The organism is Streptomyces sp. 63XJN7_1_ISO-PGPR-S23-121, assembly GCF_056173025.1.
The window spans coordinates 1662531-1686494 of the sequence record NZ_CM149653.1; the positions used below are offsets into that span (position 1 = coordinate 1662531).

At 72.1% G+C, this 23964-nt stretch carries 20 protein-coding genes; 16 read left to right on the forward strand and 4 right to left on the reverse strand.

Going from position 1 to position 23964, the window contains the following annotated elements; all coding sequences use genetic code 11:
- The first annotated feature begins 229 nt into the window (after positions 1–229).
- From AC0VYN_RS07730 to AC0VYN_RS07760, 7 genes are all read left to right on the forward strand, one after another.
- Positions 230–1915, forward strand: coding sequence for an extracellular solute-binding protein (locus AC0VYN_RS07730; protein WP_475535314.1), 1686 nt, complete (start codon positions 230–232; stop codon positions 1913–1915).
- A gap of 26 nt (positions 1916–1941) precedes the next feature.
- Positions 1942–2979, forward strand: a complete 1038-nt coding sequence (locus tag AC0VYN_RS07735) for an ABC transporter permease (protein WP_475535315.1) — start codon at positions 1942–1944, stop codon at positions 2977–2979.
- Between the two features lie 23 nt (positions 2980–3002).
- Complete coding sequence (locus tag AC0VYN_RS07740) at positions 3003–3929, forward strand: carbohydrate ABC transporter permease (protein ID WP_475535316.1); 927 nt, start codon at positions 3003–3005, stop codon at positions 3927–3929.
- Between the two features lie 124 nt (positions 3930–4053).
- Positions 4054–4350: a hypothetical protein gene (locus AC0VYN_RS07745; protein WP_475535317.1), complete on the forward strand. Its 297-nt coding sequence runs from the start codon at positions 4054–4056 to the stop codon at positions 4348–4350.
- The gene (locus AC0VYN_RS07750; RefSeq protein WP_475535318.1) at positions 4347–6326 is read left to right on the forward strand and encodes a beta-galactosidase; all 1980 of its coding nucleotides are present in this window, start codon (positions 4347–4349) and stop codon (positions 6324–6326) included. The genes AC0VYN_RS07745 and AC0VYN_RS07750 overlap by 4 nt, the downstream gene beginning before the upstream one ends.
- Positions 6323–8662 (forward strand): glycosyl hydrolase family 95 catalytic domain-containing protein, encoded by a 2340-nt coding sequence (locus AC0VYN_RS07755; RefSeq protein WP_475535319.1) that lies wholly within the window; start codon positions 6323–6325, stop codon positions 8660–8662. The genes AC0VYN_RS07750 and AC0VYN_RS07755 overlap by 4 nt, the downstream gene beginning before the upstream one ends.
- Positions 8638–9345 (forward strand): glycoside hydrolase family 12 protein, encoded by a 708-nt coding sequence (locus AC0VYN_RS07760; RefSeq protein ID WP_475535320.1) that lies wholly within the window; start codon positions 8638–8640, stop codon positions 9343–9345. The genes AC0VYN_RS07755 and AC0VYN_RS07760 overlap by 25 nt, the downstream gene beginning before the upstream one ends.
- Before the next feature lie 94 nt (positions 9346–9439).
- On the opposite strand, the gene AC0VYN_RS07765 is transcribed toward AC0VYN_RS07760, so the two are convergent.
- Complete coding sequence (locus AC0VYN_RS07765) at positions 9440–10453, reverse strand: LacI family DNA-binding transcriptional regulator (RefSeq protein ID WP_475535321.1); 1014 nt, start codon at positions 10451–10453, stop codon at positions 9440–9442.
- Between the two features lie 334 nt (positions 10454–10787).
- On the opposite strand from AC0VYN_RS07765, the gene AC0VYN_RS07770 reads away from it, so the two are divergent.
- The 7 genes from AC0VYN_RS07770 to AC0VYN_RS07800 all read left to right on the forward strand — a co-directional run bounded on the left by AC0VYN_RS07770 (position 10788) and on the right by AC0VYN_RS07800 (position 20086).
- Positions 10788–12734, forward strand: a complete 1947-nt coding sequence (locus AC0VYN_RS07770; protein WP_451690508.1) for an acyl-CoA dehydrogenase family protein — start codon at positions 10788–10790, stop codon at positions 12732–12734.
- A gap of 130 nt (positions 12735–12864) precedes the next feature.
- Positions 12865–14121 (forward strand): 1-deoxy-D-xylulose-5-phosphate reductoisomerase, encoded by a 1257-nt coding sequence (gene dxr, locus AC0VYN_RS07775; RefSeq protein ID WP_475535322.1) that lies wholly within the window; start codon positions 12865–12867, stop codon positions 14119–14121.
- Between the two features lie 8 nt (positions 14122–14129).
- Positions 14130–15422: a M50 family metallopeptidase gene (locus AC0VYN_RS07780; protein ID WP_475536831.1), complete on the forward strand. Its 1293-nt coding sequence runs from the start codon at positions 14130–14132 to the stop codon at positions 15420–15422.
- A gap of 204 nt (positions 15423–15626) precedes the next feature.
- Positions 15627–16784, forward strand: coding sequence for a flavodoxin-dependent (E)-4-hydroxy-3-methylbut-2-enyl-diphosphate synthase (ispG, locus tag AC0VYN_RS07785; RefSeq protein WP_475535323.1), 1158 nt, complete (start codon positions 15627–15629; stop codon positions 16782–16784).
- An 87-nt stretch (positions 16785–16871) separates the two neighbouring features.
- Positions 16872–17720 carry a GNAT family N-acetyltransferase gene (locus AC0VYN_RS07790; protein ID WP_475535324.1) on the forward strand — a complete coding sequence of 283 codons (849 nt, stop codon included), beginning with the start codon at positions 16872–16874 and terminating at the stop codon, positions 17718–17720.
- Between the two features lie 54 nt (positions 17721–17774).
- Positions 17775–18308, forward strand: coding sequence for a GNAT family N-acetyltransferase (locus AC0VYN_RS07795; RefSeq protein WP_386927332.1), 534 nt, complete (start codon positions 17775–17777; stop codon positions 18306–18308).
- A gap of 74 nt (positions 18309–18382) precedes the next feature.
- Entirely contained in the window at positions 18383–20086 is a 1704-nt protein-coding gene (locus AC0VYN_RS07800) for a proline--tRNA ligase (protein WP_475535325.1), read from the forward strand.
- 54 nt (positions 20087–20140) lie between these two features.
- Here the strand turns inward: AC0VYN_RS07800 and AC0VYN_RS07805 are convergent, their stop codons facing one another.
- Genes AC0VYN_RS07805 through AC0VYN_RS07815 form a run of 3 tightly spaced genes read right to left on the reverse strand, consistent with a single transcriptional unit; the run spans position 20141 to position 22073 of the window.
- Positions 20141–21040 carry an aminoglycoside phosphotransferase family protein gene (locus AC0VYN_RS07805; RefSeq protein ID WP_475535326.1) on the reverse strand — a complete coding sequence of 300 codons (900 nt, stop codon included), beginning with the start codon at positions 21038–21040 and terminating at the stop codon, positions 20141–20143.
- 40 nt (positions 21041–21080) lie between these two features.
- A complete protein-coding gene (locus tag AC0VYN_RS07810; RefSeq protein WP_451692784.1) occupies positions 21081–21545 on the reverse strand; it encodes a DUF4439 domain-containing protein in 465 nt (154 codons plus the stop codon).
- Positions 21546–21548: 3 nt separating this feature from the next.
- The gene (locus AC0VYN_RS07815; RefSeq protein ID WP_475535327.1) at positions 21549–22073 is read right to left on the reverse strand and encodes a hypothetical protein; all 525 of its coding nucleotides are present in this window, start codon (positions 22071–22073) and stop codon (positions 21549–21551) included.
- Between the two features lie 236 nt (positions 22074–22309).
- On the opposite strand from AC0VYN_RS07815, the gene rimP reads away from it, so the two are divergent.
- Positions 22310–22837, forward strand: a complete 528-nt coding sequence (gene rimP / locus AC0VYN_RS07820) for a ribosome maturation factor RimP (protein WP_451692788.1) — start codon at positions 22310–22312, stop codon at positions 22835–22837.
- 2 nt (positions 22838–22839) lie between these two features.
- Positions 22840–23838 (forward strand): transcription termination factor NusA, encoded by a 999-nt coding sequence (gene nusA / locus AC0VYN_RS07825; RefSeq protein ID WP_475535328.1) that lies wholly within the window; start codon positions 22840–22842, stop codon positions 23836–23838.
- The last annotated feature ends 126 nt before the right edge of the window (positions 23839–23964 follow it).

Sequence of the window (23964 nt, forward strand, 5' to 3'; positions counted from 1 at the left end):
ATCGGAGGAATCTTGGGAGCGACCCTTGTGCGCCCTCAGACGTTCACTTAACCTCGCTGCAACATCGAAGCGCTTCGACTCGGGAAGCGGTGAACCGGGGCGTGCCGCAGGTGCGTCCGGAAAACCGCACATTCCTCCGACGACCGCTTCAGCTCAGCCAGTTCCACTGAAGACACCGCAGCCGACGGCCACCGCCGGGTGTCCTGGTGCGCCATGAAGGGTTGACGCAATGACGCCGAACGCCGCCTCCGGCCCCAGCCGGAGAAAGTTCCTCGCCTCCACGGTGGTCGCCACCGCAGCGGTGGCGGGAGGAATGCCGCTGCTGTCCGCCTGCGGCGGATCCGACGGCGGCTCGCGCGACGGCACCACGTCGGGCAAGGACGCGAAGAAGCTGCTGCCGGCGTACGTGGCCGGCAACGTCGTCACCCCCGACATCCCCAGCAAGAACGGCTCCGCGGTCGGCTTCACCGGCAAGCTCGACCTCGCGGACCTGAAGGTCTCGGTGCCGAAGAGGCTCGGCAAGGGCGGCCGGGTCACCGTCATGTCGCCCTTCTGGGGCTCCCCGCCGAAGGAGGACAACGCCTACTACAAGGCGATGAACGACCTCATCGGCGTCGACGTGGTCTGGCAGAACCAGGACGGCAACACCTACGACCAGAAGCTCGGCGCGGTCCTCGCCTCCAGCGAGGTGCCGGACGTCGTGGTCGTCCCCGGCTGGAACATGACCGGCAGGATCCCCAGCGCCATCATCGGCAAGTTCGCCGACCTCGGCCCGTACCTCTCCGGCGACGCCGTCAAGCAGTACCCCAACCTCGCGGCGATCCCGACCGACGCCTGGCAGCGCTCGATCTTCGGCGGCAAGCTGCGCGGCCTGCCGATGCCGTCCTCGTACGTGTCCGGCATCCTGCCGCTGTACCGTCAGGACGTCTTCGAGAAGGAGGGCTACGAGGTCCCCCGGTCCTGCGACGAGTTCATGGCGCTGGCCAAGGACGCCACCAACGCGAAGGCCAAGCGCTGGGCCTGCCTGGACATGAAGTGGACCGCCTTCAACGCCTTCGGCGTGCTCTCCGGCAACGAGAAGTCCCTCGGCTGGAACCAGGCCGACGGCAAGCTGGTCTACCGCGCCGAGACCGACGAGTACCTCGAGGCCCTGGAGTGGACGCGCAAGCTCTTCGCCGCCGGCGTCGTGCACCCCGACGCCATGCTCGGCAAGAGCAACGCCACCGACCCCGGTCCCAAGTTCGCCGCCGGCGAGTTCATCGTCTACAACCAGGACATCTCCCAGTGGTGGAGCCGAACCGCCGAACAGGCCACCCAGAACCCGGAGTTCAAGGTCTGGGGCATGGACTTCTTCGGGCACGACGGCGGTGAACCCACACTGTGGGCGCAGAACCCGGCGAGCATCTTCGCCTTCGTCAACAAGAAGGCGTCCAAGTCCGTGATCCGCGACGTGCTGGCCGTCGCCAACGTCACCGCCGCGCCGTACGGCACCAAGGAGTACATGGCCACCAACTACGGTGTGGAGGGAACCCACTACACGGTCAAGGACGGCGTGCCCACCAAGACGGACCAGGGCAACATCGACGTGATGAACGCCTACGTGATGGTGGCGAGCCCCGCCGCGACCATCGCCCACCCCGACTTCCCCGAGGTCGCCAAGGGACAGGTCGAGTGGCAGCAGCGGATGGGCGCCTTCACCAGGAAGCCGACCTTCTACGGCATGCAGATCACCGAACCCGCCCGTTACACCAACCTCGCCAACGACTTCGAGCAGCTCGAGGACGACATCGTCCGCGGCCGCAAGAAGATCAGCGACATGCAGCAGGCCGTCTCCGACTGGCGGAGCAAGGGCGGCGACGAACTGCGCGACTGGTACAAGAAGCTGCTCGACGACAACGGCACGGCGGCGGGCTGACCGGTACCGAGGCAAGGAGAACGGCCGTGTCCCACAGCACGGTGCCCCGGACCAGGGCCGAGGCCGATGCGACGAAGAAGACCCCGGTGGCGTCCGGCGACGCCACCGGCTCCCGGAAGGGGAAGCCGAGCACGGGGAGGCTCAGCCTGCGGCTGAGGTTCCGCCGCGACCGCGTACTGCTGCTGATGACACTGCCGGCCGTCCTGCTGGTGCTGCTCTTCAACTACGTACCGATCCTCGGCAACGTCGTCGCCTTCCAGGAGTACGACCCCTACATCAGCGACAACGGGATCGTCTCCATCCTGCACAGCCCCTGGGTGGGCCTGGAGAACTTCCAGCGGATCTTCGAGGACTCCGCCTTCTGGAACTCCGTACGGAACACGCTGGTGCTGTTCCTCCTCCAGCTCGTGCTGTACTTCCCGATCCCCATCCTGCTCGCCCTGCTCATCAACAGCGTGGTCCGGCCCCGGGTGCGGGCGATCTCGCAGGCCATCCTCTACCTGCCGCACTTCTTCTCCTGGGTGCTGGTCATCGCCGTCTTCCAGCAGCTCTTCGGCGGTGCGGGACTCCTCTCCCAGTTGCTGCGCGACCACGGGTACGACGGACTCAGCCTCATGACCGACCCGGACACCTTCAAGTTCCTGGTCACCGCGCAGAGCGTCTGGAAGGACGCCGGCTGGGGCATCATCGTCTTCCTCGCCGCGCTCGCCTCGGTCAGCCCCGACCTGTACGAGGCCGCCGCGATGGACGGCGCGAACCGCTGGCGCCGCATGTGGCACGTCACCCTGCCCGCGCTGCGCCCGGTGATCGCCCTGCTGCTGGTGCTGCGCGTCGGCGACGCCCTGACGGTCGGCTTCGAGCAGATCCTGCTGCAACGCGACGCCGTCGGACCGGGAGCCGCGGAGGTCCTCGACACCTTCGTGTGGTGGAACGGCGTGCGCAACCAGGACTTCGGATACGCGGCCGCCGCCGGGCTCGTCAAGGGCGTCATCAGCCTCGGCCTGGTCCTGATCGCGAACAAGGTGGCCCACCTCATGGGCGAACAGGGGGTGTACAAGAAGTGACCGCCGTCCACGAAGCGACCGCCGTGACCGACAAGCCCGTACGCGGGCCCGGCCGCTGGGCGGCCCCGCCCAGGCCGGTGTGGGAGGAGAAGCCCAGCCCGGCCGGACTCGCCGGCAAGGGACTGGTGCTGCTCCTGGCCTGCCTGGGAATCCTGTTCCCGCTGTGGATCGTCGTCGTCACCAGCCTCTCCTCGCGCAAGGCCATCGACGAGGCCGGCGGGCTGGTGATGATCCCCAAGGACATCACCTTCGTCGCCTACCAGGAACTGCTCAGCGGCGGCCAGGTCACCCGCGCCGCGCTCGTCAGCATCGGCATCACCCTGGTCGGCACCCTGTTCTCGATGGCGGTGTCGGTGCTGTGCGCCTACGGACTCTCCCGCAGCGGCTCGCTGGGCCACCGCTGGATCCTCATGGTGCTGCTGGCCACGATGTTCTTCAGCGCCGGCCTGATCCCCACCTACCTGCTGGTGCAGTCCCTCGGCCTGACGGACACCTACCTCGCGCTGATCCTGCCCAGCGCGATCAGCGTCTTCAACATCCTGGTGCTGCGCGGCTTCTTCATGGGCATCTCGCAGGAGCTGGTCGACAGCGCCCGCATCGACGGCGCCGGCGACCTGCGCATCCTGTGGCAGATCGTCCTGCCGCTGTCCCGCGCGGTCGTCGCGGTGATCACCCTGTTCTACGCCGTCGGCTACTGGAGCGCCTGGTTCAACGCCTCCCTCTACCTCAACGACCAGGACATGCTGCCGCTGCAGAACGTCATGATCCAGCTCGTGCAGAAGCAGGAGGCGCCGGTCGGCCTCGGCCAGGCGATCAAGACCGGTGAGCTCTCCGGTCTGGCCGTGCAGATGGCGGTCATGGTCATGGCCCTGCTGCCCGTCGCCGTCCTGTCGCCCTTCGTCCAGCGTCACTTCAGGAAGGGGATGCTGACCGGCGCCGTGAAGGGCTGACGCCCCGAGCGGCGGAGCGGCCCGCGCGACGTCCGGGCCGCGGCGCCGTCGCGGCCGGCCGCGCGGTTCCCCGCGCCCCCCCCGAAGCATCCCCAGTCCCCGCCCCCGCACCACGAGGAGTGCCATGCGCGCGTTCCCCCTGAGCCGGCGTGCCGTTCCCGCCGGGAGCACGGCCGCCGTCGCGGCCACCTCCGTCCCGTCGCTCGCCGGGCGCGCGACGGCCGCGGAGCACACGTCCGAGCCGGTCACGGCGCCCGGCCGGTCCGCTGACCTCTGGCCGAGCGCCAAGGAGAGCGGCCCGTACCGCTCGGCCGGCGGCGGCGTCGCCTTCACCGGGGCCGGCAACTGCCGGGCCTCCCGCGCCCTCGGCTTCGGCAGGGCCGCCGACGGACGCGGCATCCGGTACGGGGAGCCCCGATGACGCCCGGCCTCGCGGACACCACCCGCGGCCGCATCCTCTTCGGAGGCGACTACAACCCCGAGCAGTGGCCCGAGGAGACCTGGCCCGAGGACGTCCGCCTGATGAAGGTCGCCGGCGTCAACTCCGTCACCCTCGGCGTCTTCTCCTGGTCGAGGCTCGAACCCCGGCCCGGCGTACACGACTTCGCCTGGCTGGACCGCCTGATGGACCTCATGCACGCGCACGGCATCGGCGTCGTCCTCGCCACCCCCACGTCCTCGCCCCCGCCCTGGCTCGGCCGCCTCCACCCGGACACCCTGCCCCGTGACGAGTACGGCCGCACCGAGTGGTGGGGCGGCCGCCAGCACTTCTCGCACTCCAGCGGCACCTACCGCCGGCACGCCGCGGCCATCACCGAGGCCCTGGCCGCCCGCTACGCCGGCCACCCCGCCCTCACGATGTGGCACATCAACAACGAGTACTGCACCTTCGACCACGGCGACGAGGCCGCCGTCCGCTTCCGCCGCTGGCTCCGCGACCGGTACGGCACCCTCGACGGCTTGAACACCGCCTGGGGCACCGCCTTCTGGAGCCAGGGCTACGCCGACTGGGAGGAGATCCTCCCCGCCCGCCGGACCCACTACCTGAAGAACCCGACCCAGGTCCTCGACTTCCGCCGCTTCACCTCCGACATGCTCCTGGAGTGCTTCACCGCCGAACGCGACATCGTCCGCCGCCACACCCCGCACATCCCGGTCACCACCAACTTCATGCCGCTGTGGTCCGGTCAGGACGCCTGGCGCTGGGCCGAGGAGGAGGACGTCGTCTCCGTCGACCTCTACCCCGACCCGCGCGACCCCCTCGGCGCGCAGCACGGCGCCCTGGTCCAGGACATGACCCGCTCGCAGGCGCGCGGCCCGTGGATGCTCATGGAGCAGGCGGCCGGACCGGTGAACTGGCGCGGCGCGAACCGGCCCAAGCCGCGCGGCATGAACCGCCTGTGGACTCTCCAGGCCGTGGCCCGCGGCGCGGACGCCGTCTGCTACTTCCAATGGCGCCAGTCGCGGCAGGGCGCGGAGAAGTTCCACTCCGGCATGGTCGGCCACGCGGGGGAGCAGGGCCGTGCGTACCAGGAGATCAGGCAGCTCGGCGCCGACCTCGCCAGGCTCGGCCCGCACGTGGCGGGCACCCGGATCACGGCCGACGTCGCCGTGCTGCACGACTGGCACTCCTGGTGGGCCGGCGCCCAGGACGGCCGCCCCTCGACCCGCTTCGACTACCCGGACGTCCTGCACGCCTGGCACCGGGCCCTGTGGGAGGCCGGCCTCACCACCGACTTCGCCCACCCCGAGCACGACCTGACCCCGTACCGGATGGTCGTCGTGCCGCAGCTCTACGCGCTCACGGACGCCGCGATCGACAACCTCCTCGCCCACGTCCGCCGCGGCGGCACCCTCGTCTGCGGCTTCCTCACCGGCGTCGCCGACCAGGACGACCGGGTCAGGGACGGAGGCATGGACGCCCGGCTGCGCGACCTGTTCGGCATCCGCACCCTGCACGAGTGGTGGCCCCTGGAGACGGACGAGAGGGCCGCCTGCGCGGGCTTCCGGGGCATGCTGTGGTCGGAGGAGATCGAGCCCGACGGCACCGCCACCGAGACGCTCCCGTACCGGGGCGGCGAGCTGGCGGGGCTCCCGGCCGTCCTGCGCAAGGACCGCGCCTGGTACGTGTCGACCCTGCCGGAGCCGGACGCGCTGCGCGCCCTGCTCGCCCGCGCCGCCGCCGACGCGGGCGCCCGCCCGGTGCTCGACGGCCTGCCGGCCGGAGTCGAGGCGGTCCGCCGCGGCGACCTGCTGTTCCTCCTCAACCACGGCCGCGAACAGGTCACCGTGGACGTCCCGGGCACCCACCGCGACCTGCTGACCGAGGCGGCCGTCACCGGCCGCGTCACCCTCGGCCGCCACGGCGTGGCGGTGCTGACGGAGCCGGCCCCGTGACCGGCGGACCCGTGCACGGCACCTGGGAGCCCGAACCCGCCCGCCGCTGGGAGGACGGCTTCCTCAGCGGCAACGGCCACCACGGCGCCCTGGTGTTCGGCGACCCCGGGGCCGATCGCGTCGTCGTCACCCACCACACCCTGGTCCGCCCGGACGGCGACGACGCGCACCGCCGGCCGCCCCGGCTGGCCGCCGCGCTCCCCGCGCTCCAGGACCGTCTGCTGGCCGGGGAGACGGCCGCCGCCGAGGAGTTCACCGACGGCCGCCCGCTGCGATGGGTGCGGCCCTTCCACCCGGCGTTCCAGATCCGGCTGACCGGCCCCTCCGGCGACACCGGCCACCGCTACCGGCGCTCCGTCGACTTCACCACCGGCGAGACGACCGCGGCCCGCTCCACCTGGAGCAGCCGGGTCTTCGTCTCCCGCGCCGACGACGTGATCGTCCAGCGCGTCGCCGCCCCGCACCTCACCCTCGACATCTCCCTGGACCCCCGTCTCCCGGGAGCGCCCGCCGGTCTGGGCGTCGGCCACCGCGCCGTCCTCACGCCCGGGGGCGCCCTGCTCAGCCTGCGCGCCCGCTACCCCGGCAGCGACCTGGCGTACACCGGTGTCACCCTGGTCACCGTCACCGGCGGCGCCACCAGGCTGGTCCCGCCGGGTGTGCTCGTCGAGGGCGCCACGGAGGTCCTGCTCCTCACCCGGGTGCGCCGGCACACCGGCGAACTGGACGTGGCCGCCGAGGGACGCGCCCTGCGCGGCCTGGCGGACGGAAACAGCCACGACGGACGACCGGAGGGGTCACCGGACGACGGGCCGGCCGGGGGCGCGGACGACGGGCCGGACGGCACGCCGTACGACGCCCTCCTGCGCCGCCACCTCGCCCTGCACCGCACCGCCTACGACCGCGTCACCCTCGACCTCGCCGCCGACCCCGCCGAACGCGCCCTGCCGGGCTCGGCCCTGCTGGCACGGCCCCGCAGCGCGGCCCTGCTGGAGCGCCTGTTCGCCGCCGGCCGCTACCACCTCCTGTCGGCCGGAGGCCTGCTCCCGCCCCGTCTGACCGGCCTGTGGACCGCCGACTGGAACACCGCCTGGTCCGGCGCGTTCACCACCAACGCCAACCTCAACCTCCAGACCTCCTCCGCCGCGGCGGCCGCCCTGCCCGAGGTCACCGAGGCCCACGCGGCCCTGGTCCACCGCCAGCTGCCGGACTGGCGCGACAACGCCCGCGCGATCTTCGGCACCCGCGGTGTCGTCGCCCCCTCGCACACCGACGGCGAGTCGGGCCACACCTACCACTTCAGCCGCGAGTACCCCCTCCACTTGTGGACGGCCGGCGCCGACTGGCTGCTCAAGCCCCTCGTCGACCACGACGAGACCTACGGCACGCACGATCCCCGCACCACCGCCGCACTCGCCGAAGTCGCCCTGTTCTACGAGGACTTCCTCACCCGGACCGACGGCGACGGCCAGGTCGCGGTCGTCCCGTCGTACTCGCCCGAGAACCGGCCCGCGAACGCGAGCTGGGGAACGGTCGACGCGGCCATGGACCTCTCCGCCGCCCGGCACGCCCTGCTGACCGCCGCCGACCGCCACCCCGAGCACGCCGGCCGCTGGCGCGCCCTCGCCGGCCGGATCCCGCCGCACCGGATCAACGCCGACGGCGCCCTCGCCGAGTGGGCCCGGCCCGGCCTGACGGACACCTACGACCACCGCCACCTCAGCCACCTCTACGGTGTCTGGCCGCTCGACGAGATCACCCCCTACGACACCCCCGGCCTCGCCGAGGCCGCCCACCGTGCCCTCGAACTGCGGGGCGCCGAGAACGACTCTGCCCACGGCCACCTCCACCACGCCCTGGTCGCCGCCCGCCTCCGGGACGGCGACCGGGTCGCCCACGCACTCGGCCGGGTGCTCGACGGCGACTACTTCCACGCGTCCCTGATGAGCGCGCACTACCCCCACCGCGACGTCTACAACGCCGACGCCGCGCACACCCTCCCGGCCGTGCTCCTCGAGATGCTCGTCCAGTCCACGCCCGGCCGACTGGTGCTGCTCCCCGCCCTCCCGGCGAGCTGCCCCGCAGGTGAGCTCAAGGGCGTACGCACCCGGTTCGGGGCCGGACTCGACCTCACCTGGACGTCCGACGGCGATGCGACGGCCGTCCTGCGCCCGGGCCGCACCCACCGCATCGATCTCAGGACCCCCTCCGGCGCCGAACCGCTCGACCTCGTCGCCGGCGAGGACCGCGTCATCAGCTTCAAGGCGCGGCAGCGACAGCGCACCTCCCCCCACCCATGGAAGGAAACGCCATGGCACCACGCAAGCGCACCCTGACCGCCCTCCTGGCCCCGGCCCTCGCGCTCGGCGCCACCGTCGGACTGGCCTCCGCCCCCGCCCAGGCCGCCGTCTGGAACTCCTGCGACCAGTGGGGCAACACGAGCCTCAACGGCTACACCCTCTACAACAACATCTGGGGCTCCGGCGCCGGCAGCCAGTGCGTCTGGGCCAACTCCGGCACCAACTGGGGCGTCTGGGCCGACCACCCGAACACCGGCGGCATCAAGTCGTACCCGAACGCCAAGAAGGTGATCAACAAGCCGATCACCTCACTGGGCTCGCTCAGCAGCAGCTACAACGTCACGGTCCCGGCGTCCGGCGCGTACAACACGTCGTACGACATCTGGGACACGGACTACGACTACGAGATCATGCTCTGGGTCAACCACAACGGCGCCGTCGGCCCCCTCGGCACCTCACAGGGCTCGGTCACCCTCGGCGGCCACTCCTGGAGCGTCTACAAGGGGAACAACGGCGCCAACGAGGTCTTCTCGTTCCTGCGCACCTCGGACTCCAGCTCCGGCACGGTCGACATCCTGCCGATCCTGAAGTGGATCAAGGACACCAAGCGCTGGATGGGCAACGAGACCATCGGCGACGTGCAGTTCGGCTACGAGATCACCTCGTCGTCCGGCGGCCTGGACTTCCGGACCAACAGTCTGACGGTCAGCGGCGGCTGACCGGAGCGCACCACGGCCGAGGGGCCGGTCCCACCGGGACCGGCCCCTCGGCCGAGTGGCGAGGCGGGCCGGCGGCCCGCGCGGGGCCTGCCGACTACGGCCGGACCGGCGCGGCCCCCGAGCTCGCCCGCACCGTCAGCTCCGGCGCGAGCAGCACGACCTCCTCGCTGCCGCGCCCCTCGAGCTTGGCGACGAGCTGTTCCACGGCACGCCGGCCCATCTCCTGCGCGGGCAGGGCGACCGAGGTCAGCCGCACCGAGGCCTGCGTGGCGACCTGCTCGGGGCAGACCGCGACCACCGACACGTCCTCGGGCACGGCCCGGCCCTGCTGGCGCAGCAGCGCGAGCAGCGGTTCGATCGCGGCTTCGTTCTGGACGACGAACCCGGTGGTGTCCGGACGTTCGTCGAAGACGCGGGCCAGCGTCGCGGACATCGCGTCGTAGCCGCCCTCGCAGGGGCGGTGCAGCAGCCGCAGCCCCAGCTCCCGCGCGCGGGTGCGCAGGCCGTCGAGGGTGCGCTCGGCGAAGCCCGTGTGCCGTTCGTAGACGGCGGGCGCCTCACCGATGACAGCGATGTCGCGGTGTCCCAGCGACGCCAGATGCTCCACACACAGCGCACCGGTCGCCCGGAAGTCGAGGTCGACGCAGGTCAGGCCGGTGGTGTCGGCGGGCAGGCCGACCAGTACGGAGGGCTGGTCGGTGCCGCGCAGCAGCGGCAGCCGGGCGTCGTCGAGCTCGACGTCCATCAGGATCATCGCGTCGGCGAGGCCGCTGCCGGTGACGCGGCGCACCGCGTCGGGCCCCTCCTCGCCCGTGAGCAGCAGCACGTCGTAGCCGTGGGCGCGTGCGGAGGTGGCGACCGCGATGGCGATCTCCATCATCACCGGCACGTACATGTCGGTGCGCAGCGGGATCATCAGCGCGACGATGTTCGACCTGCTGCTGGCCAGGGCGCGGGCGCCGGCGTTCGGGTGGTAGCCGAGCTTCCGGATGCTCTCCTCGACCCGTTGGCGGGTGGTGGTGGAGATGGACCGCTTGCCGCTGAGGACATAGCTCACCGTGCTGGCCGAGACTCCGGCGTGCTGGGCGACCTCGGCGAGGGTGACCATCCAGCTCTCCAAGCTTTGTGAAGCGCTTCGACAGCGCGCGGGGCGTGCAAGGGCGGGTGAGGGTGGTTCGACAGTAGCTTCAGCGACAGTGGGTGTCCATAGGTTGTCGAAGCGCTTCGACAGCTTTCTTTCCCGGCATCTCCCCGCCCACTCGTCCATCCTCTCGTGCCGGCGGCCATCGGCCGAACGGCCGCACGAAGGGTGGTGGGCCGGCCCCGGAGCGGGTACACACGATCGAGTAGCACCGACTAGTAACGTACGCCCGCGAGTTCGCGCATGAGGGACTTCGTGGCCGTACCTCCCTTCGATGCCGATCCGCGGCGAGGTGAGCCTCATGTCCGCTCCATCCACCCCTTCCTCCCGACCCACCGTCACCGAACGTGAGGCCCGTCAGGTGGCGGAGGCTGCCCGGGAACAGGACTGGCGCAAGCCCAGCTTCGCCAAGGAGCTGTTCCTCGGCCGCTTCCGCCTCGACCTCATCCACCCCCATCCGGTCCCCGCCGACGAGGCCGTCCAGCGCGGCGAGGAGTTCCTCGCCAAGCTCCGCGACTTCTGCGAGACGAAGATCGACGGCGCCGTCGTCGAACGCGACGCCCGGATCCCCGACGAGGTGATCACGGGGCTGAAGGAGCTGGGCGCCTTCGGCATGAAGATCGACACCAAGTACGGCGGGCTCGGCCTCACCCAGGTCTACTACAACAAGGCCCTCTCCCTGGTCGGATCCGCGAATCCGGCGATCGGCGCGCTGCTCTCCGCCCACCAGTCGATCGGTGTGCCGCAGCCGCTGAAGATGTTCGGCACCCAGGAACAGAAGGACACGTTCCTGCCCCGCTGCGCCCGCACCGACATCTCGGCGTTCCTGCTCACCGAACCGGACGTCGGGTCCGACCCCGCCCGCCTCGCCACGACCGCCGTGCGGGACGGGGACGACTACGTGCTCGACGGCGTGAAGCTCTGGACGACCAACGGCGTCGTCGCCGACCTGCTCGTCGTCATGGCCCGCGTACCGAAGAGCGAGGAGGGCAGGGGCGGCATCACGGCCTTCGTCGTGGAGGCCGCCTCCGAGGGCATCACCGTCGAGAACCGCAACGCCTTCATGGGCCTGCGCGGCCTGGAGAACGGCGTCACCCGCTTCCACCGGGTCCGCGTACCCGCCGCCAACCGCATCGGTCCCGAGGGCGCCGGCCTCAAGATCGCCCTGACCACCCTGAACACCGGCCGCCTCTCGCTCCCCGCCATGTGCGTCGGGGCCGGCAAGTGGTGCCTGAAGATCGCCCGGGAGTGGTCGGCGGCGCGCGAGCAGTGGGGCCGGCCGGTCGCGCTGCACGAGGCGGTCGGTTCGAAGATCTCGTTCATCGCGGCGACCACCTTCGCCCTCGAGGCGGTGGTGGACCTCGCCTCCCAGATGGCCGACGAGGACCGCAACGACATCCGCATCGAGGCCGCCCTCGCCAAGCTCTACGGCTCAGAGATGGCCTGCCTCATGGCCGACGAGCTGGTCCAGATCCGCGGCGGCCGGGGCTTCGAGACGGCCGCCTCCCTCGAAGCCCGCGGCGAGCGCGCGGTCCCCGCCGAGCAGCTCCTGCGCGACCTGCGGATCAACCGCATCTTCGAGGGCTCCACGGAGATCATGCACCTGCTGATCGCCCGCGAGGCCGTCGACGCCCACCTCTCGGTCGCCGGGGACCTGATCGACCCGGACAAGTCCCTGTCCGACAAGGCGAGGGCGGGCGCGCAGGCGGGCGTCTTCTACGCCAAGTGGCTGCCGAAGCTGGTCGCCGGCCCGGGCCAGCTCCCGCGCTCCTACGCCGACTTCCACCCCTCGGGCCACGTGGACCTCTCGGGGCACCTGCGGTACGTCGAACGCACCGCCCGCAAGCTCGCCCGCTCCACCTTCTACGCCATGTCCCGCTGGCAGGGCCGGATGGAGACCAAGCAGGGCTTCCTGGGCCGCGTCGTCGACATCGGCGCCGAGCTGTTCGCCATCAGCGCCGCCTGCGTCCGCGCCGAGCACCTGCGCGGGCGGGGCGACCACGGCCGCGAGGCCTACCAGCTGGCCGACGCCTTCTGCCGCCAGTCCCGCATCCGCGTCGAGGAGCTCTTCGGCCGGCTGTGGACCAACACGGACGAACTCGACCGCAAGGTCGTCAAGGGCGTGCTCGGCGGCGCCTACGAGTGGCTGGAGCAGGGCGTCGTCGACCCGTCGGGCCAGGGACCCTGGATCGCGGACGCGACGCCCGGGCCGAGCACCAGGCAGAACGTCCACCGCCCCATCCCGTGACACCCGGCCCCCGTCGTCGCCCGCCCGGCGGCGACGGGGCCCGGCCGCGACCGGGCAGCGCCGGGCCGCGCGACACCCGCCCGGGGGACGCGCTGTCCTCCCGGAGGGCGGTTGCGGCCACAATGGGGGAATGAGCGACAGTCCAGCACCCCTCGCCGACCCGCACCTCGTCTACGACCCGGTGGCGGGCGACGGCCCGAAGGACGTGGTGATCCTCGGGTCCACCGGGTCGATCGGGACCCAGGCCATCGACCTCGTGCTGCGCAACCCGGACCGCTTCCGGGTCACCGGCCTGTCCGCCAACGGCGGCCGGGTCGCCCTCCTCGCCGAGCAGGCGTACCGGCTGAAGGCACGGACCGTCGCCGTGGCCCGCGAGGACGTCGTACCGGCCCTGCGGGAGGCGCTCGGTGCCCAGTACGGCACCGGTGAGCCCCTTCCCGAGATCCTCGCGGGACCGGAGGCGGCGACGCGGCTCGCCGCCTCCGACTGCCACACCGTCCTCAACGGCATCACCGGCTCCATCGGACTCGCGCCGACCCTGGCCGCCCTGGAGGCGGGGCGCACCCTCGCGCTCGCCAACAAGGAGTCGCTCATCGTCGGCGGGCCGCTGGTCAAGGCCCTCGCCAAGCCCGGGCAGATCATCCCGGTCGACTCCGAGCACGCCGCCCTCTTCCAGGCACTCACCGCCGGCACCCGCGCCGACGTGCGCAAACTGGTCGTCACCGCGTCCGGCGGGCCCTTCCGCGGCCGGACGAAGGAGCAGCTCGCGAGCGTCACCGTCGAGGACGCCCTCGCTCACCCCACCTGGGCCATGGGCCCGGTGATCACCATCAACTCCGCGACCCTCGTCAACAAGGGCCTCGAGGTCATCGAGGCGCACCTGCTCTACGACATCCCCTTCGACCGCATCGAGGTCGTCGTCCACCCGCAGTCCTACGTCCACTCGATGGTCGAGTTCACCGACGGGTCGACCCTGGCCCAGGCGACGCCCCCCGACATGCGCGGGCCCATCGCCATCGGCCTCGGCTGGCCCGAACGCGTCCCCGACGCCGCCCCCGCCTTCGACTGGAGCAAGGCCTCGTCCTGGGAGTTCTTCCCGCTCGACAACGAGGCCTTCCCCTCGGTGAACCTGGCCCGGCACGTCGGGGAACTCGCGGGCACGGCCCCCGCGGTGTTCAATGCCGCCAACGAGGAGTGCGTCGAGGCGTTCCGCTCCGGCGCGCTGCCGTATCTCGGGATCATGGAGACCGTCACACGGGTGGTCGAGGAGCACGGCACCCCCCGTACGGGAACCTCGCTCACCGTGTCGGACGTCCTCGAAGCGGAGGCCTGGGCGCGCGCCCGGGCCCGGGAACTGGCGGCACAGACGGCGGAGGCCCGTGCATGACGACCCTGATGTTCATCCTCGGCATAGTCCTCTTCGCGGTCGGCCTGCTGTTCTCCATCGCCTGGCACGAGCTGGGCCACCTGTCCACGGCCAAGATGTTCGGCATCCGCGTGCCGCAGTACATGGTGGGCTTCGGACCGACGCTCTTCTCGAAGAAGAGGGGCGACACCGAGTACGGGGTCAAGGCCATCCCGTTCGGCGGCTACATCCGCATGATCGGCATGTTCCCGCCCGGCCCCGACGGCCGCCTGGAGGCCCGCTCCACCTCGCCCTGGCGCGGCATGATCGAGGACGCCCGGTCGGCGGCCTTCGAGGAGCTCCAGCCCGGTGACGACAAGCGCCTGTTCTACACGCGCAAGCCGTGGAAACGGGTCATCGTCATGTTCGCCGGCCCGTTCATGAACCTCGTCCTCGCGGTCGTGCTGTTCCTCACGGTCCTGATGGGCTTCGGCATCTCGCAGCAGACCACCACCGTCGGCTCCGTCTCCCAGTGCGTCATCTCGCAGAGCGAGAACCGCGACAAGTGCGCCGGCACCGACAAGCCGTCCCCGGCCGCGGCGGCCGGCCTGAAGCCGGGCGACAAGATCGTCTCCTTCGACGGTGTCCGCACCGACGACTGGGACCGGCTGTCCAACCTGATCCGCGCCACGCCCGGCGAGACCGTGCCGATCGTCGTCGAGCGGGACGGCCGGGAGGTCACGCTCCACGCCGCGATCGCCACCAACCAGGTCGCCAAGAAGGACTCCCACGGCCAGATCGTCCAGGGCGAGTACGTCACCGCGGGCTTCCTCGGCTTCAGCGCGGCCACCGGCGTGGTGAAACAGGACTTCGGCCAGTCCGTGACCTGGATGGGCGACCGCATCGGCGACGCCGTCGACTCCCTCGCCGCCCTGCCCGGCAAGATCCCCGCCCTGTGGGACGCCGCCTTCGGCGACGGGCCCCGCGAGGCCGACAGCCCGATGGGCGTCGTCGGCGCCGCCCGGGTGGGCGGCGAGATCGCCACGCTGGACATACCGCCCACTCAGCAGCTCGCCATGTTCGTCATGCTCGTCGCCGGCTTCAACCTCTCCCTGTTCCTCTTCAACATGCTCCCGCTGCTGCCGCTCGACGGCGGCCACATCGCGGGCGCGCTGTGGGAGTCGCTGCGCCGGAGCTTCGCCAAGGTGCTGCGCCGGCCCGACCCGGGCCCCTTCGACGTGGCGAAGCTGATGCCGGTGGCGTACGTGGTGGCGGGCGTGTTCGTCTGCTTCACCCTGCTCGTCCTGGTCGCGGACGTCGTCAATCCGGTACGGATCAGCTGAAGCCGCCCCGGCCGCCGGGGAGCCCGGCCCCGGGAACACGCCCCCGGGCCGGGCTCCCCGCGCGTCACGCGCGGATGGATGCCATCGGGTGGTTTCGCCGTACGCTGTGTGCCGGGGGTTCAGGTCCGTGACGTAATCTCGAGGGCCGGAGCCCGCCGCTGACCGGGGCCGGATCTTGATCCAAGACTTGGGGTTGCACAGCAGATGACTGCGATTTCTCTCGGCATGCCGTCCGTTCCGACCACGCTCGCCGTGCGCCGGAAGAGCCGGCAGATCCAGGTCGGCCCCGTGGCGGTCGGCGGTGACGCCCCCGTGTCGGTGCAGTCCATGACGACGACCCGTACGTCCGACATCGGTGCGACGCTGCAGCAGATCGCCGAGCTGACGGCGGCCGGCTGCCAGATCGTGCGTGTGGCGTGTCCCACGCAGGACGACGCCGACGCCCTGCCGGTGATCGCGAAGAAGTCGCAGATCCCGGTGATCGCCGACATCCACTTCCAGCCGAAGTACGTCTTCGCCGCCATCGAGGCGGGCTGTGCCGCGGTCCGTGTGAACCCGGGCAACATCAAGCAGTTCGACGACAAGGTCAAGGAGATCGCCCGGGCGGCGAAGGACCACGGCACCCCGATCCGCATCGGCGTGAACGCGGGCTCCCTGGACCGGCGCCTGCTGCAGAAGTACGGCAGGGCGACCCCCGAGGCGCTCGCCGAGTCCGCCCTGTGGGAGGCGTCCCTCTTCGAGGAGCACGACTTCCGCGACATCAAGATCTCGGTCAAGCACAACGACCCGGTCGTCATGGTCGAGGCCTACCGGCAGCTCGCCGCCCAGTGCGACTACCCGCTGCACCTCGGCGTCACCGAGGCAGGCCCCGCCTTCCAGGGCACCATCAAGTCCGCCGTCGCCTTCGGCGCCCTGCTCTCCCAGGGCATCGGCGACACCATCCGCGTCTCCCTGTCCGCGCCGCCGGTCGAGGAGATCAAGGTCGGCATCCAGATCCTGGAGTCGCTGAACCTGCGACAGCGCGGCCTGGAGATCGTCTCCTGCCCCTCCTGCGGCCGCGCCCAGGTCGACGTCTACAAGCTCGCCGAGGAGGTCACCGCCGGCCTGACCGGCATGGACGTCCCGCTGCGCGTCGCCGTCATGGGCTGCGTGGTCAACGGGCCCGGCGAGGCCCGCGAGGCCGACCTCGGCGTCGCCTCCGGCAACGGCAAGGGCCAGATCTTCGTCAAGGGCGAGGTCATCAAGACCGTCCCCGAGTCCAGGATCGTGGAGACCCTCATCGAAGAGGCCATGAAGCTCGCCGAGCAGATGGAGAAGGACGGCGTCACCTCCGGCGAGCCCTCCGTCTCCGTCGCGGGCTGACGCCGGCGGCCGGCAGGCGGGGCGACGCCGCTCGGCTTGCGCGGGTACAGTGCGCAGATCAGCAGATCTTAGGGTGAGGCCCCGCACGTGTTGACGCAGACCACCTCCCGCGTGCTCGAACCGAGCGACCTGGACGCCGCGCTCGCCGTCCTCGACCGCGAGCCGGTCGCCAACGCCTTCGTGGCCGCCCGCGTGCAGATCGCCGGACTCGACCCGTGGCGGCTCGGCGGCGAGATGTGGGGCTGGTACGAGGACGGCATGCTCACCTCCCTGTGCTACGCGGGCGCCAACCTCGTCCCCATATGCGCCACCCCGCGGGCCGTGCGCGCCTTCGCCGACCGGGCCCGGCGGGCCGGCCGCCGCTGCTCCTCCATCGTCGGCCCCGCCGAGTCCACCGCCCGGCTCTGGCAGCTCCTCGAACCCGGCTGGGGCCCGGCCCGCGAGGTCCGCGGCCGGCAGCCCCTCATGGTCACCGACCGCACGAGCGCGGACGTCGCCCCCGATCCGCACGTCCGCCGGGTCCGCAAGGACGAGATGGCGCGGATCATGCCGGCCTGCGTGGCGATGTTCACCGAGGAGGTCGGCGTCTCCCCGCTGGCCGGCGACGGCGGCCTGCTCTACCAGGCCCGGGTCGCCGAACTCGTCGGCTCCGGCCGCTCCTTCGCCCGCTTCGACAGCGACGGCCGGGTCGTCTTCAAGGCCGAGATCGGCGCCGCCACCGACCGCGCCTGCCAGATCCAGGGCGTGTGGGTCGCCCCCGAGTACCGGGGACGGGGACTCGCCGCCCCGGGGATGGCGGCCGTACTGCGCCACGCCCTGGCCGACGTGGCCCCGGTCGTGAGCCTGTACGTGAACGACTTCAACACGGCGGCCCGGCGGACGTACCGGCGCGTGGGCTTCCAGGAGGTCGGTTCCTTCATGAGCGTGCTGTTCTGACCCCGGCCGATCGCGCCCGGCACACAGCCGCGCCACCCCTGTAGGCTCCCCGCCATGGACCTCGTCATCGGCCCCTTGGACCTGTCAGCCCACGTCGACGAGGCCCTCGCCGTCCAGGCCGCCGCCTTCGGGCTCAGCCCCGACGAGGTCGCGGTCCGCCGCCAGATCGTCCTGCGCCACATGACCCACCCCGGCGCCCGCGCCCTCGGCGCCACCACCCCCGCGGGAGACCTCGCCGGCTTCGTCTACGGCATGCCCAACGACCGCACCCACTGGTGGTCCACCGTCGTCGAGCCCTACCTTCGCGCCCAGCACAACGAGGCCTGGCTAGACGACTCCTTCGTCATCACCGAACTCCACGTCCACCCGGCCCACCAGAACCGCGGCGCGGGCCGCTCACTGATCACCACGATCACCGACACCGCCGCCGAGCCCCGCTCGATCCTCTCCGCGATCGACACCGAGAGCCCCGCCCGCGGCCTCTACCGCTCCCTCGGCTACGTCGACCTCGCCCGGCAGGTCCTGTTCCCCAGCGCGCCCCGGCCGTACGCCGTGATGGGCGCACACCTTCCGCTGCGCAGGACGTAAACGGATTTCCGCCGGGCTGGGACCCCCGGCTAACCTCCTAGCACCACCCTTACGCAGCAGGAGATACGAGAACCATGGCCAACGCACCGGTCCAGCGCATGTCGAAGTTGATGGCGAAGACGCTGCGCGACGACCCGGCGGACGCCGAGGTCCTCAGCCACAAGCTGCTGGTCCGCGCCGGTTACGTACGCCGCACCGCCGCCGGCCTGTGGAGCTGGCTGCCGCTCGGCAAGAAGGTCCTCGGGAACATCGAGCGCATCGTGCGCGAGGAGATGGACGCCATCGGCGCCCAGGAGGTGCAGCTCCCCGCCCTGCTGCCGCGCGAGCCGTACGAGGCGACCGGCCGCTGGCAGGAGTACGGCCCCGAGCTGTTCCGCCTCCAGGACCGCAAGGGCGGCGACTACCTCCTCGGCCCCACCCACGAGGAGATCTTCACGCTGCTGGTGAAGGACCAGGCGTCCTCCTACAAGGACCTGCCGGTCATCCTCTACCAGATCCAGAACAAGTACCGCGACGAGGCCCGCCCCCGGGCCGGCATCCTGCGCGGCCGCGAGTTCCTGATGAAGGACTCCTACTCCTTCGACGTCGCCGACGAGGGCCTCGACGAGTCCTACGCCCTGCACCGCGCCGCCTACCAGCGCATCTTCGAGCGCCTCGGCCTCGACTACCGCATCTGCGCGGCCACCGCCGGCGCCATGGGCGGCTCGAAGTCCGAGGAGTTCCTCGCGCCCGCCGAGGCCGGCGAGGACACCTTCGCGGACTGCCCGAACTGCGACTTCGCCGCCAACACCGAGGCGATCACCTACGCGCTCCAGCCGGTCGACGCGGCCGGCGTGCCCGCCGCCGAGGAGATCCCGACCCCCGACACCCCGACCATCGAGACCCTCGCCGCCTCCCTCGGCGTCCCGGCCTCCGCCACCCTGAAGAACCTGCTGGTCAAGGTGGACGGCCAGATCGTCGCCGTGGGCGTCCCCGGCGACCGCGAGGTCGACATGGACAAGGTCGAGGCGCACTTCGCCCCGGCCGCCGTCGAGCTGGTCACCGCCGAGGACTTCGTCGGCCGCCCCGACCTGGTCCGCGGCTACGTGGGCCCGCAGGGCCTGGGCGAGAAGGTGACGTACATCGCCGACCCGCGCGTGGCGCCGGGCACGGCGTGGATCACGGGCGCCAACAAGGAGCACACGCACGCCAGGAACGTCGTGGCGGGCCGTGACTTCGAGGTCGACGCGTACGTCGACGCCGTCGTGGTCCGGGAGGGTGACCCCTGCCCGAAGTGCGGCACTGGCCTGAAGCTGGACCGCGCCATCGAGATCGGCCACATCTTCCAGCTCGGCCGCAAGTACGCCGACGCCCTGAAGCTCGACGTCCTCGGCCAGAACGGCAAGCCGGCCCGCGTGACCATGGGCTCCTACGGCATCGGCGTCTCCCGCGCCGTCGCCGCCCTCGCCGAGCAGCACGCCGACGACAAGGGCCTCGTCTGGTCCAAGGAGGTCGCCCCGGCCGACGTGCACGTCGTCGCCGCCGGCAAGGCCGTCCAGACCGAGCTGGCCCTCGAAATCTCCGACAAGCTGGCCGCCGCCGGCGTCCGCGTCCTGGTGGACGACCGGGCCGGCGTCTCCCCGGGCGTCAAGTTCACGGACGCCGAGCTGATCGGCGTCCCGCAGATCCTGGTCGCCGGCCGCCGCTCCGCCGAGGGCGTCGTCGAACTGAAGGACCGCCGTACCGGCGAGCGCGAGGAACTGACGGTCGACGAGGCCGTGGCCCGCCTGACGGCCTGAACTTGGCACTCCAGGGGCGCCCGTCACCGACGGGCGCCCCCGCGGTGTTCCGCCCTACAGCCAGGTCGCGAACTCCAGCAGCAGTTCCGCGTCCCGCTCACGGCCGACCCGGTGGGCCCGTACGCCCGACTCGACCGCGCGGAACAGCGTCCAGCCGCGCAGCCGCTCCTGGTCGACCTCCAGCGACTCGGCGAGCCGCTTCACCCGCCGCCGGGTCGTCGAGGCGCCCGACGGCTGGGCGATCAGGTCCTCCACCCGGTCCCGCACCAGCCGCGCCAGATCGAAGGCGTTCTCGCCGACCACCGGGTCGGGCCCCACGGCCAGCCACGGCATCCGGTCCCCGGCGAGCACCTTGCTCTGCCGGAACGTGCCGTGCAGCAACCGCGGTCCGGGCGGCGCGGCCAGCAGTTCCTCGCGGGCCGTGAGCGCCGCGTCCACCAGTGCGGCCACCTCCGGGTCGGCCACGGCGCCCGCCCGCATGGCCTCCGCCTGCCGCCCGGTCCGCTCGGCCACCGTCTCGAAGGAGTGACCGGCGGGCGGCTCCACCCACAGCCGCCGCAGGGTGCCCGCGGCCTCCAGCAGCGCCTTCGACTCGGGCAGGGACCGCACCGACACGTCCGGATGCAGCCGCTCCAGCAGCAGCACGCCCTCCGGCGCGTCCCCGTCGAGCAGCTGCACGGCACCGAACCCGCCCCAGTGGGCGAGGGCCGCCCGCTCGCTCTCCGGCCGGGCCCGGCGGGGAGCCAGCTTGAGCACGGCCGGCGTCCCGTCGGCCCGCCGCACCAGGATCACCAGGCTGCTGCGTCCGCCGGGCACCTGCACCCGCTCCACGGTCGTCCCGGACGCCGCCACGGCCTCCCGCGCCGTCTCCGGCAGCTTCTCCAGCCAGTCGTCACCGGCCGGTGCCGTCTCACCGAGCGCCCTCACCAGACGCCGCGGCGGTTCGAAAGCCATGCGCGAGCCGTTCCCTTCCCGTACGGGACCGCCGTACGTGTTACGCAGTCGGTGTCGCGGAAGCCGACGGTGTGCCGGCCCGCTCGGCGAGCCCAGGGAAGGCTACGCTCCCGCCCCGCCAGCGCACGGCCCGGACCGCCGCCTCCCGAAGCGCCCCGGCGGCCGTGGCCCGCAGGCCGCCCTCGGCCGCCCGCACCAGGTCGGAGTAGACCCCGGCCGTCCGGCTCTCCAGCTCGGCCGCCAGCCGCACCGCGGCCGCGGCGTCCGGCACCGCGAAGGGCAGCGCGTACCCGGCCGCCGCGGCCACCGGCCGGCCGCCCAGGTCGCCCACCTCGCGCGCCAGCGCGTCCCGCCGCGCCCGGTGCGCGTCGTACGCCGTACGTGCCTCGGCGCGCCGGTCCTCGCCGACCCGCCCGCCGACGACTCCGTAGCCGTACACCGCGGCATGCTCGGCCGCCAGCGCCGCCTGGAGGGCGTCCAGCACCCGGTCCTTCGCCTCGCTCACCCGTCAGCCCTCCGTCAGCAGGAACACGTGCGCCGCCCCGGCCGCCGCCACCGAGGCCAGCAGCCGCGCCGACTCGCCGGACAGCCCGAGCAGCGTCTCGGACCGCCGGTCGGCCAGCGCACGCTCGGCGGCGGCCAGCCCGGCCAGCGCGTCCTTCTCGGTCACCGGCACGCCCGAGCCGTCCCCCGGCCCGGCGGCCCGGGCCGAGCCCGACGGCGACGCCTTCGGGGAGGCGGTCCGCGCGCCGCCGAACGCGTCGGCGTGCCGTACGACCTCGTCCCGCAGCGGCCGCAGCCGCGCGGCCAGCGCCGGATGCGCGGCGATCACCGCGTCGTACCGCGCGGCCAGCGCCCCGCTGTCCCGCGCCGCACGCGCGCGTGCCCGCTCGTCGGCGGACGGCGCGTCGCCCCCGGTGTCCGGGCCGGCGCCACCGGAACAGCCGGCGAGCAGGGCGGCCCCGGCGGCCGAGGCGAGCAGACTCCTGCGGCGCGGCCCCGACGGCACGCGCGGAGATGGGGGGAACGACACGGCAGACGTCCTCGGCAGACTCGTACGGAACCGACGGGTGAGCGAGGGCGCGCGGCGGGAAGAGCGGGGACCAGCGGCGCGGCACGCCCGTGATCACGGTACCCGGGCCTCGCCCGGGCACCACTCAGCGGCACCGCCGGTCCGGGGTGGACGGCAACACCCCCCGCGACCGGATACCCTTTGACCGGACACGCGCCCCATCCCACAACAGCAAACGCGGCCGAGGAGTCACCCGGATGAGCACCACCCAGAGCGAGAGGCTGCGAGAGCTGCTCGAGCCGCTCGTCACCTCCCAGGGGCTGGATCTCGAAGAGATCGCCGTCGACTCGGTGGGGCGCAAGCGTGTGCTGCGGGTGGTCGTCGACTCCGACACCGGCGCGGACCTCGACCGGATCGCCGATGTGAGCCGCGCGCTCTCGGCGAAGCTGGACGAGACGGACGCGATGGGCGAGGCGGAGTACACCCTCGAGGTCGGCACCCCGGGAGCCGAGCGCTCCCTCACCGAACACCGCCACTACACGCGGGCCGTGGACCGCCTGGTGCGGTTCCAGCTCCACGAGGGCGGCGAGCTGGTCGCCCGGATCCTCGGCGTGGACGACGACGGACTCGACCTCGAAGTGCCCGGCGTGAAGGGCCGCAAGGCCACCACCCGCAGACTCGCCTTCGGTGACATCGACAAGGCACGCGTCCAGGTCGAGTTCAACCGCAAGGACAAGCAGGACCAGAAGGATCGGACGGACATGACGGAAGAGGAGGAGGCGTAGCCGTGGACATCGACATGAGCGCCCTGCGGGGCTTGGTACGGGAGAAGGAGATCTCCTTCGACCTGCTGGTCGGAGCGATCGAGTCGGCCCTCCTCATCGCGTACCACCGCACCGAGGGAAGCCGCCGGCACGCGCGCGTGGAGCTCGACCGGGAGACCGGGCACGTGACCGTGTGGGCGAAGGAGGACCTCGACGACCTCGAAGGGGGCCAGCAGGCCCGGGAGTTCGACGACACCCCGTCCGACTTCGGGCGCATCGCGGCCACCACCGCCAAGCAGGTCATCCTGCAGCGGCTGCGCGACGCCGAGGACGACGCGACGCTCGGCGAGTACGCCGGCCGCGAGGGCGACATCGTCACCGGAGTGGTCCAGCAGGGCCGCGACCCGAAGAACGTGCTCGTGGACATCGGCAAGCTGGAGGCCATCCTGCCGGTGCAGGAGCAGGTCCCCGGCGAGACCTACCCGCACGGCACCCGGCTGCGCAGCTACGTCGTCCGGGTGGCGAAGGGCGTGCGCGGCCCGTCCGTGACCCTGTCCCGCACGCACCCCAATCTGGTGAAGAAGCTCTTCGCCCTGGAGGTACCGGAGATCGCCGACGGCTCCGTCGAGATCGCCGCGATCGCCCGCGAGGCCGGCCACCGCACGAAGATCGCCGTCCACTCCACGCGCTCGGGCCTGAACGCCAAGGGTGCCTGCATCGGCCCCATGGGCGGCCGGGTCCGCAACGTGATGGGCGAGCTGAACGGCGAGAAGATCGACATCGTCGACTGGTCGGACGACCCGGCCGAGATGGTGGCGAACGCCCTCTCCCCGGCACGCGTCTCCAAGGTCGAGGTCGTGGACCTGGCGGCCCGCTCCGCGCGGGTGATCGTGCCGGACTACCAGCTGTCGCTGGCGATCGGCAAGGAGGGCCAGAACGCCCGGCTCGCGGCCCGGCTGACCGGCTGGCGGATCGACATCCGGCCGGACACCGAGCAGCCGTCCGAGCGGCCCGCGGAGTAGGACGGCCCGGCGGCCGGCCGGGAATAGATCCAGGCCGCCCGCCGCTGAGATCACGACAGGTTGGCGCACGGCACGTGCTCGATTCTTGCCCCAAAGGGGTGAGGTCGGTCCGGGGAGGTAGACTTA

What these genes read in the sequence shown, in the direction of transcription:
- AC0VYN_RS07750 (WP_475535318.1), top strand. Translation starts at nt 4,347, where the DNA reads ATGACGCCCGGCCTCGCGGACACCACCCGCGGCCGCATCCTCTTCGGA.
- AC0VYN_RS07745 (WP_475535317.1), top strand. Translation starts at nt 4,054, where the DNA reads ATGCGCGCGTTCCCCCTGAGCCGGCGTGCCGTTCCCGCCGGGAGCACG.
- AC0VYN_RS07795 (WP_386927332.1), top strand. Translation starts at nt 17,775, where the DNA reads ATGGACCTCGTCATCGGCCCCTTGGACCTGTCAGCCCACGTCGACGAG.
- AC0VYN_RS07760 (WP_475535320.1), top strand. Translation starts at nt 8,638, where the DNA reads ATGGCACCACGCAAGCGCACCCTGACCGCCCTCCTGGCCCCGGCCCTC.
- rimP (WP_451692788.1), top strand. Translation starts at nt 22,310, where the DNA reads ATGAGCACCACCCAGAGCGAGAGGCTGCGAGAGCTGCTCGAGCCGCTC.
- AC0VYN_RS07730 (WP_475535314.1), top strand. Translation starts at nt 230, where the DNA reads ATGACGCCGAACGCCGCCTCCGGCCCCAGCCGGAGAAAGTTCCTCGCC.
- AC0VYN_RS07780 (WP_475536831.1), top strand. Translation starts at nt 14,130, where the DNA reads ATGTTCATCCTCGGCATAGTCCTCTTCGCGGTCGGCCTGCTGTTCTCC.
- AC0VYN_RS07765 (WP_475535321.1), bottom strand. Translation starts at nt 10,453, where the DNA reads ATGGTCACCCTCGCCGAGGTCGCCCAGCACGCCGGAGTCTCGGCCAGC.
- ispG (WP_475535323.1), top strand. Translation starts at nt 15,627, where the DNA reads ATGACTGCGATTTCTCTCGGCATGCCGTCCGTTCCGACCACGCTCGCC.
- AC0VYN_RS07800 (WP_475535325.1), top strand. Translation starts at nt 18,383, where the DNA reads ATGGCCAACGCACCGGTCCAGCGCATGTCGAAGTTGATGGCGAAGACG.
- dxr (WP_475535322.1), top strand. Translation starts at nt 12,865, where the DNA reads ATGAGCGACAGTCCAGCACCCCTCGCCGACCCGCACCTCGTCTACGAC.
- AC0VYN_RS07805 (WP_475535326.1), bottom strand. Translation starts at nt 21,040, where the DNA reads ATGGCTTTCGAACCGCCGCGGCGTCTGGTGAGGGCGCTCGGTGAGACG.
- AC0VYN_RS07770 (WP_451690508.1), top strand. Translation starts at nt 10,788, where the DNA reads ATGTCCGCTCCATCCACCCCTTCCTCCCGACCCACCGTCACCGAACGT.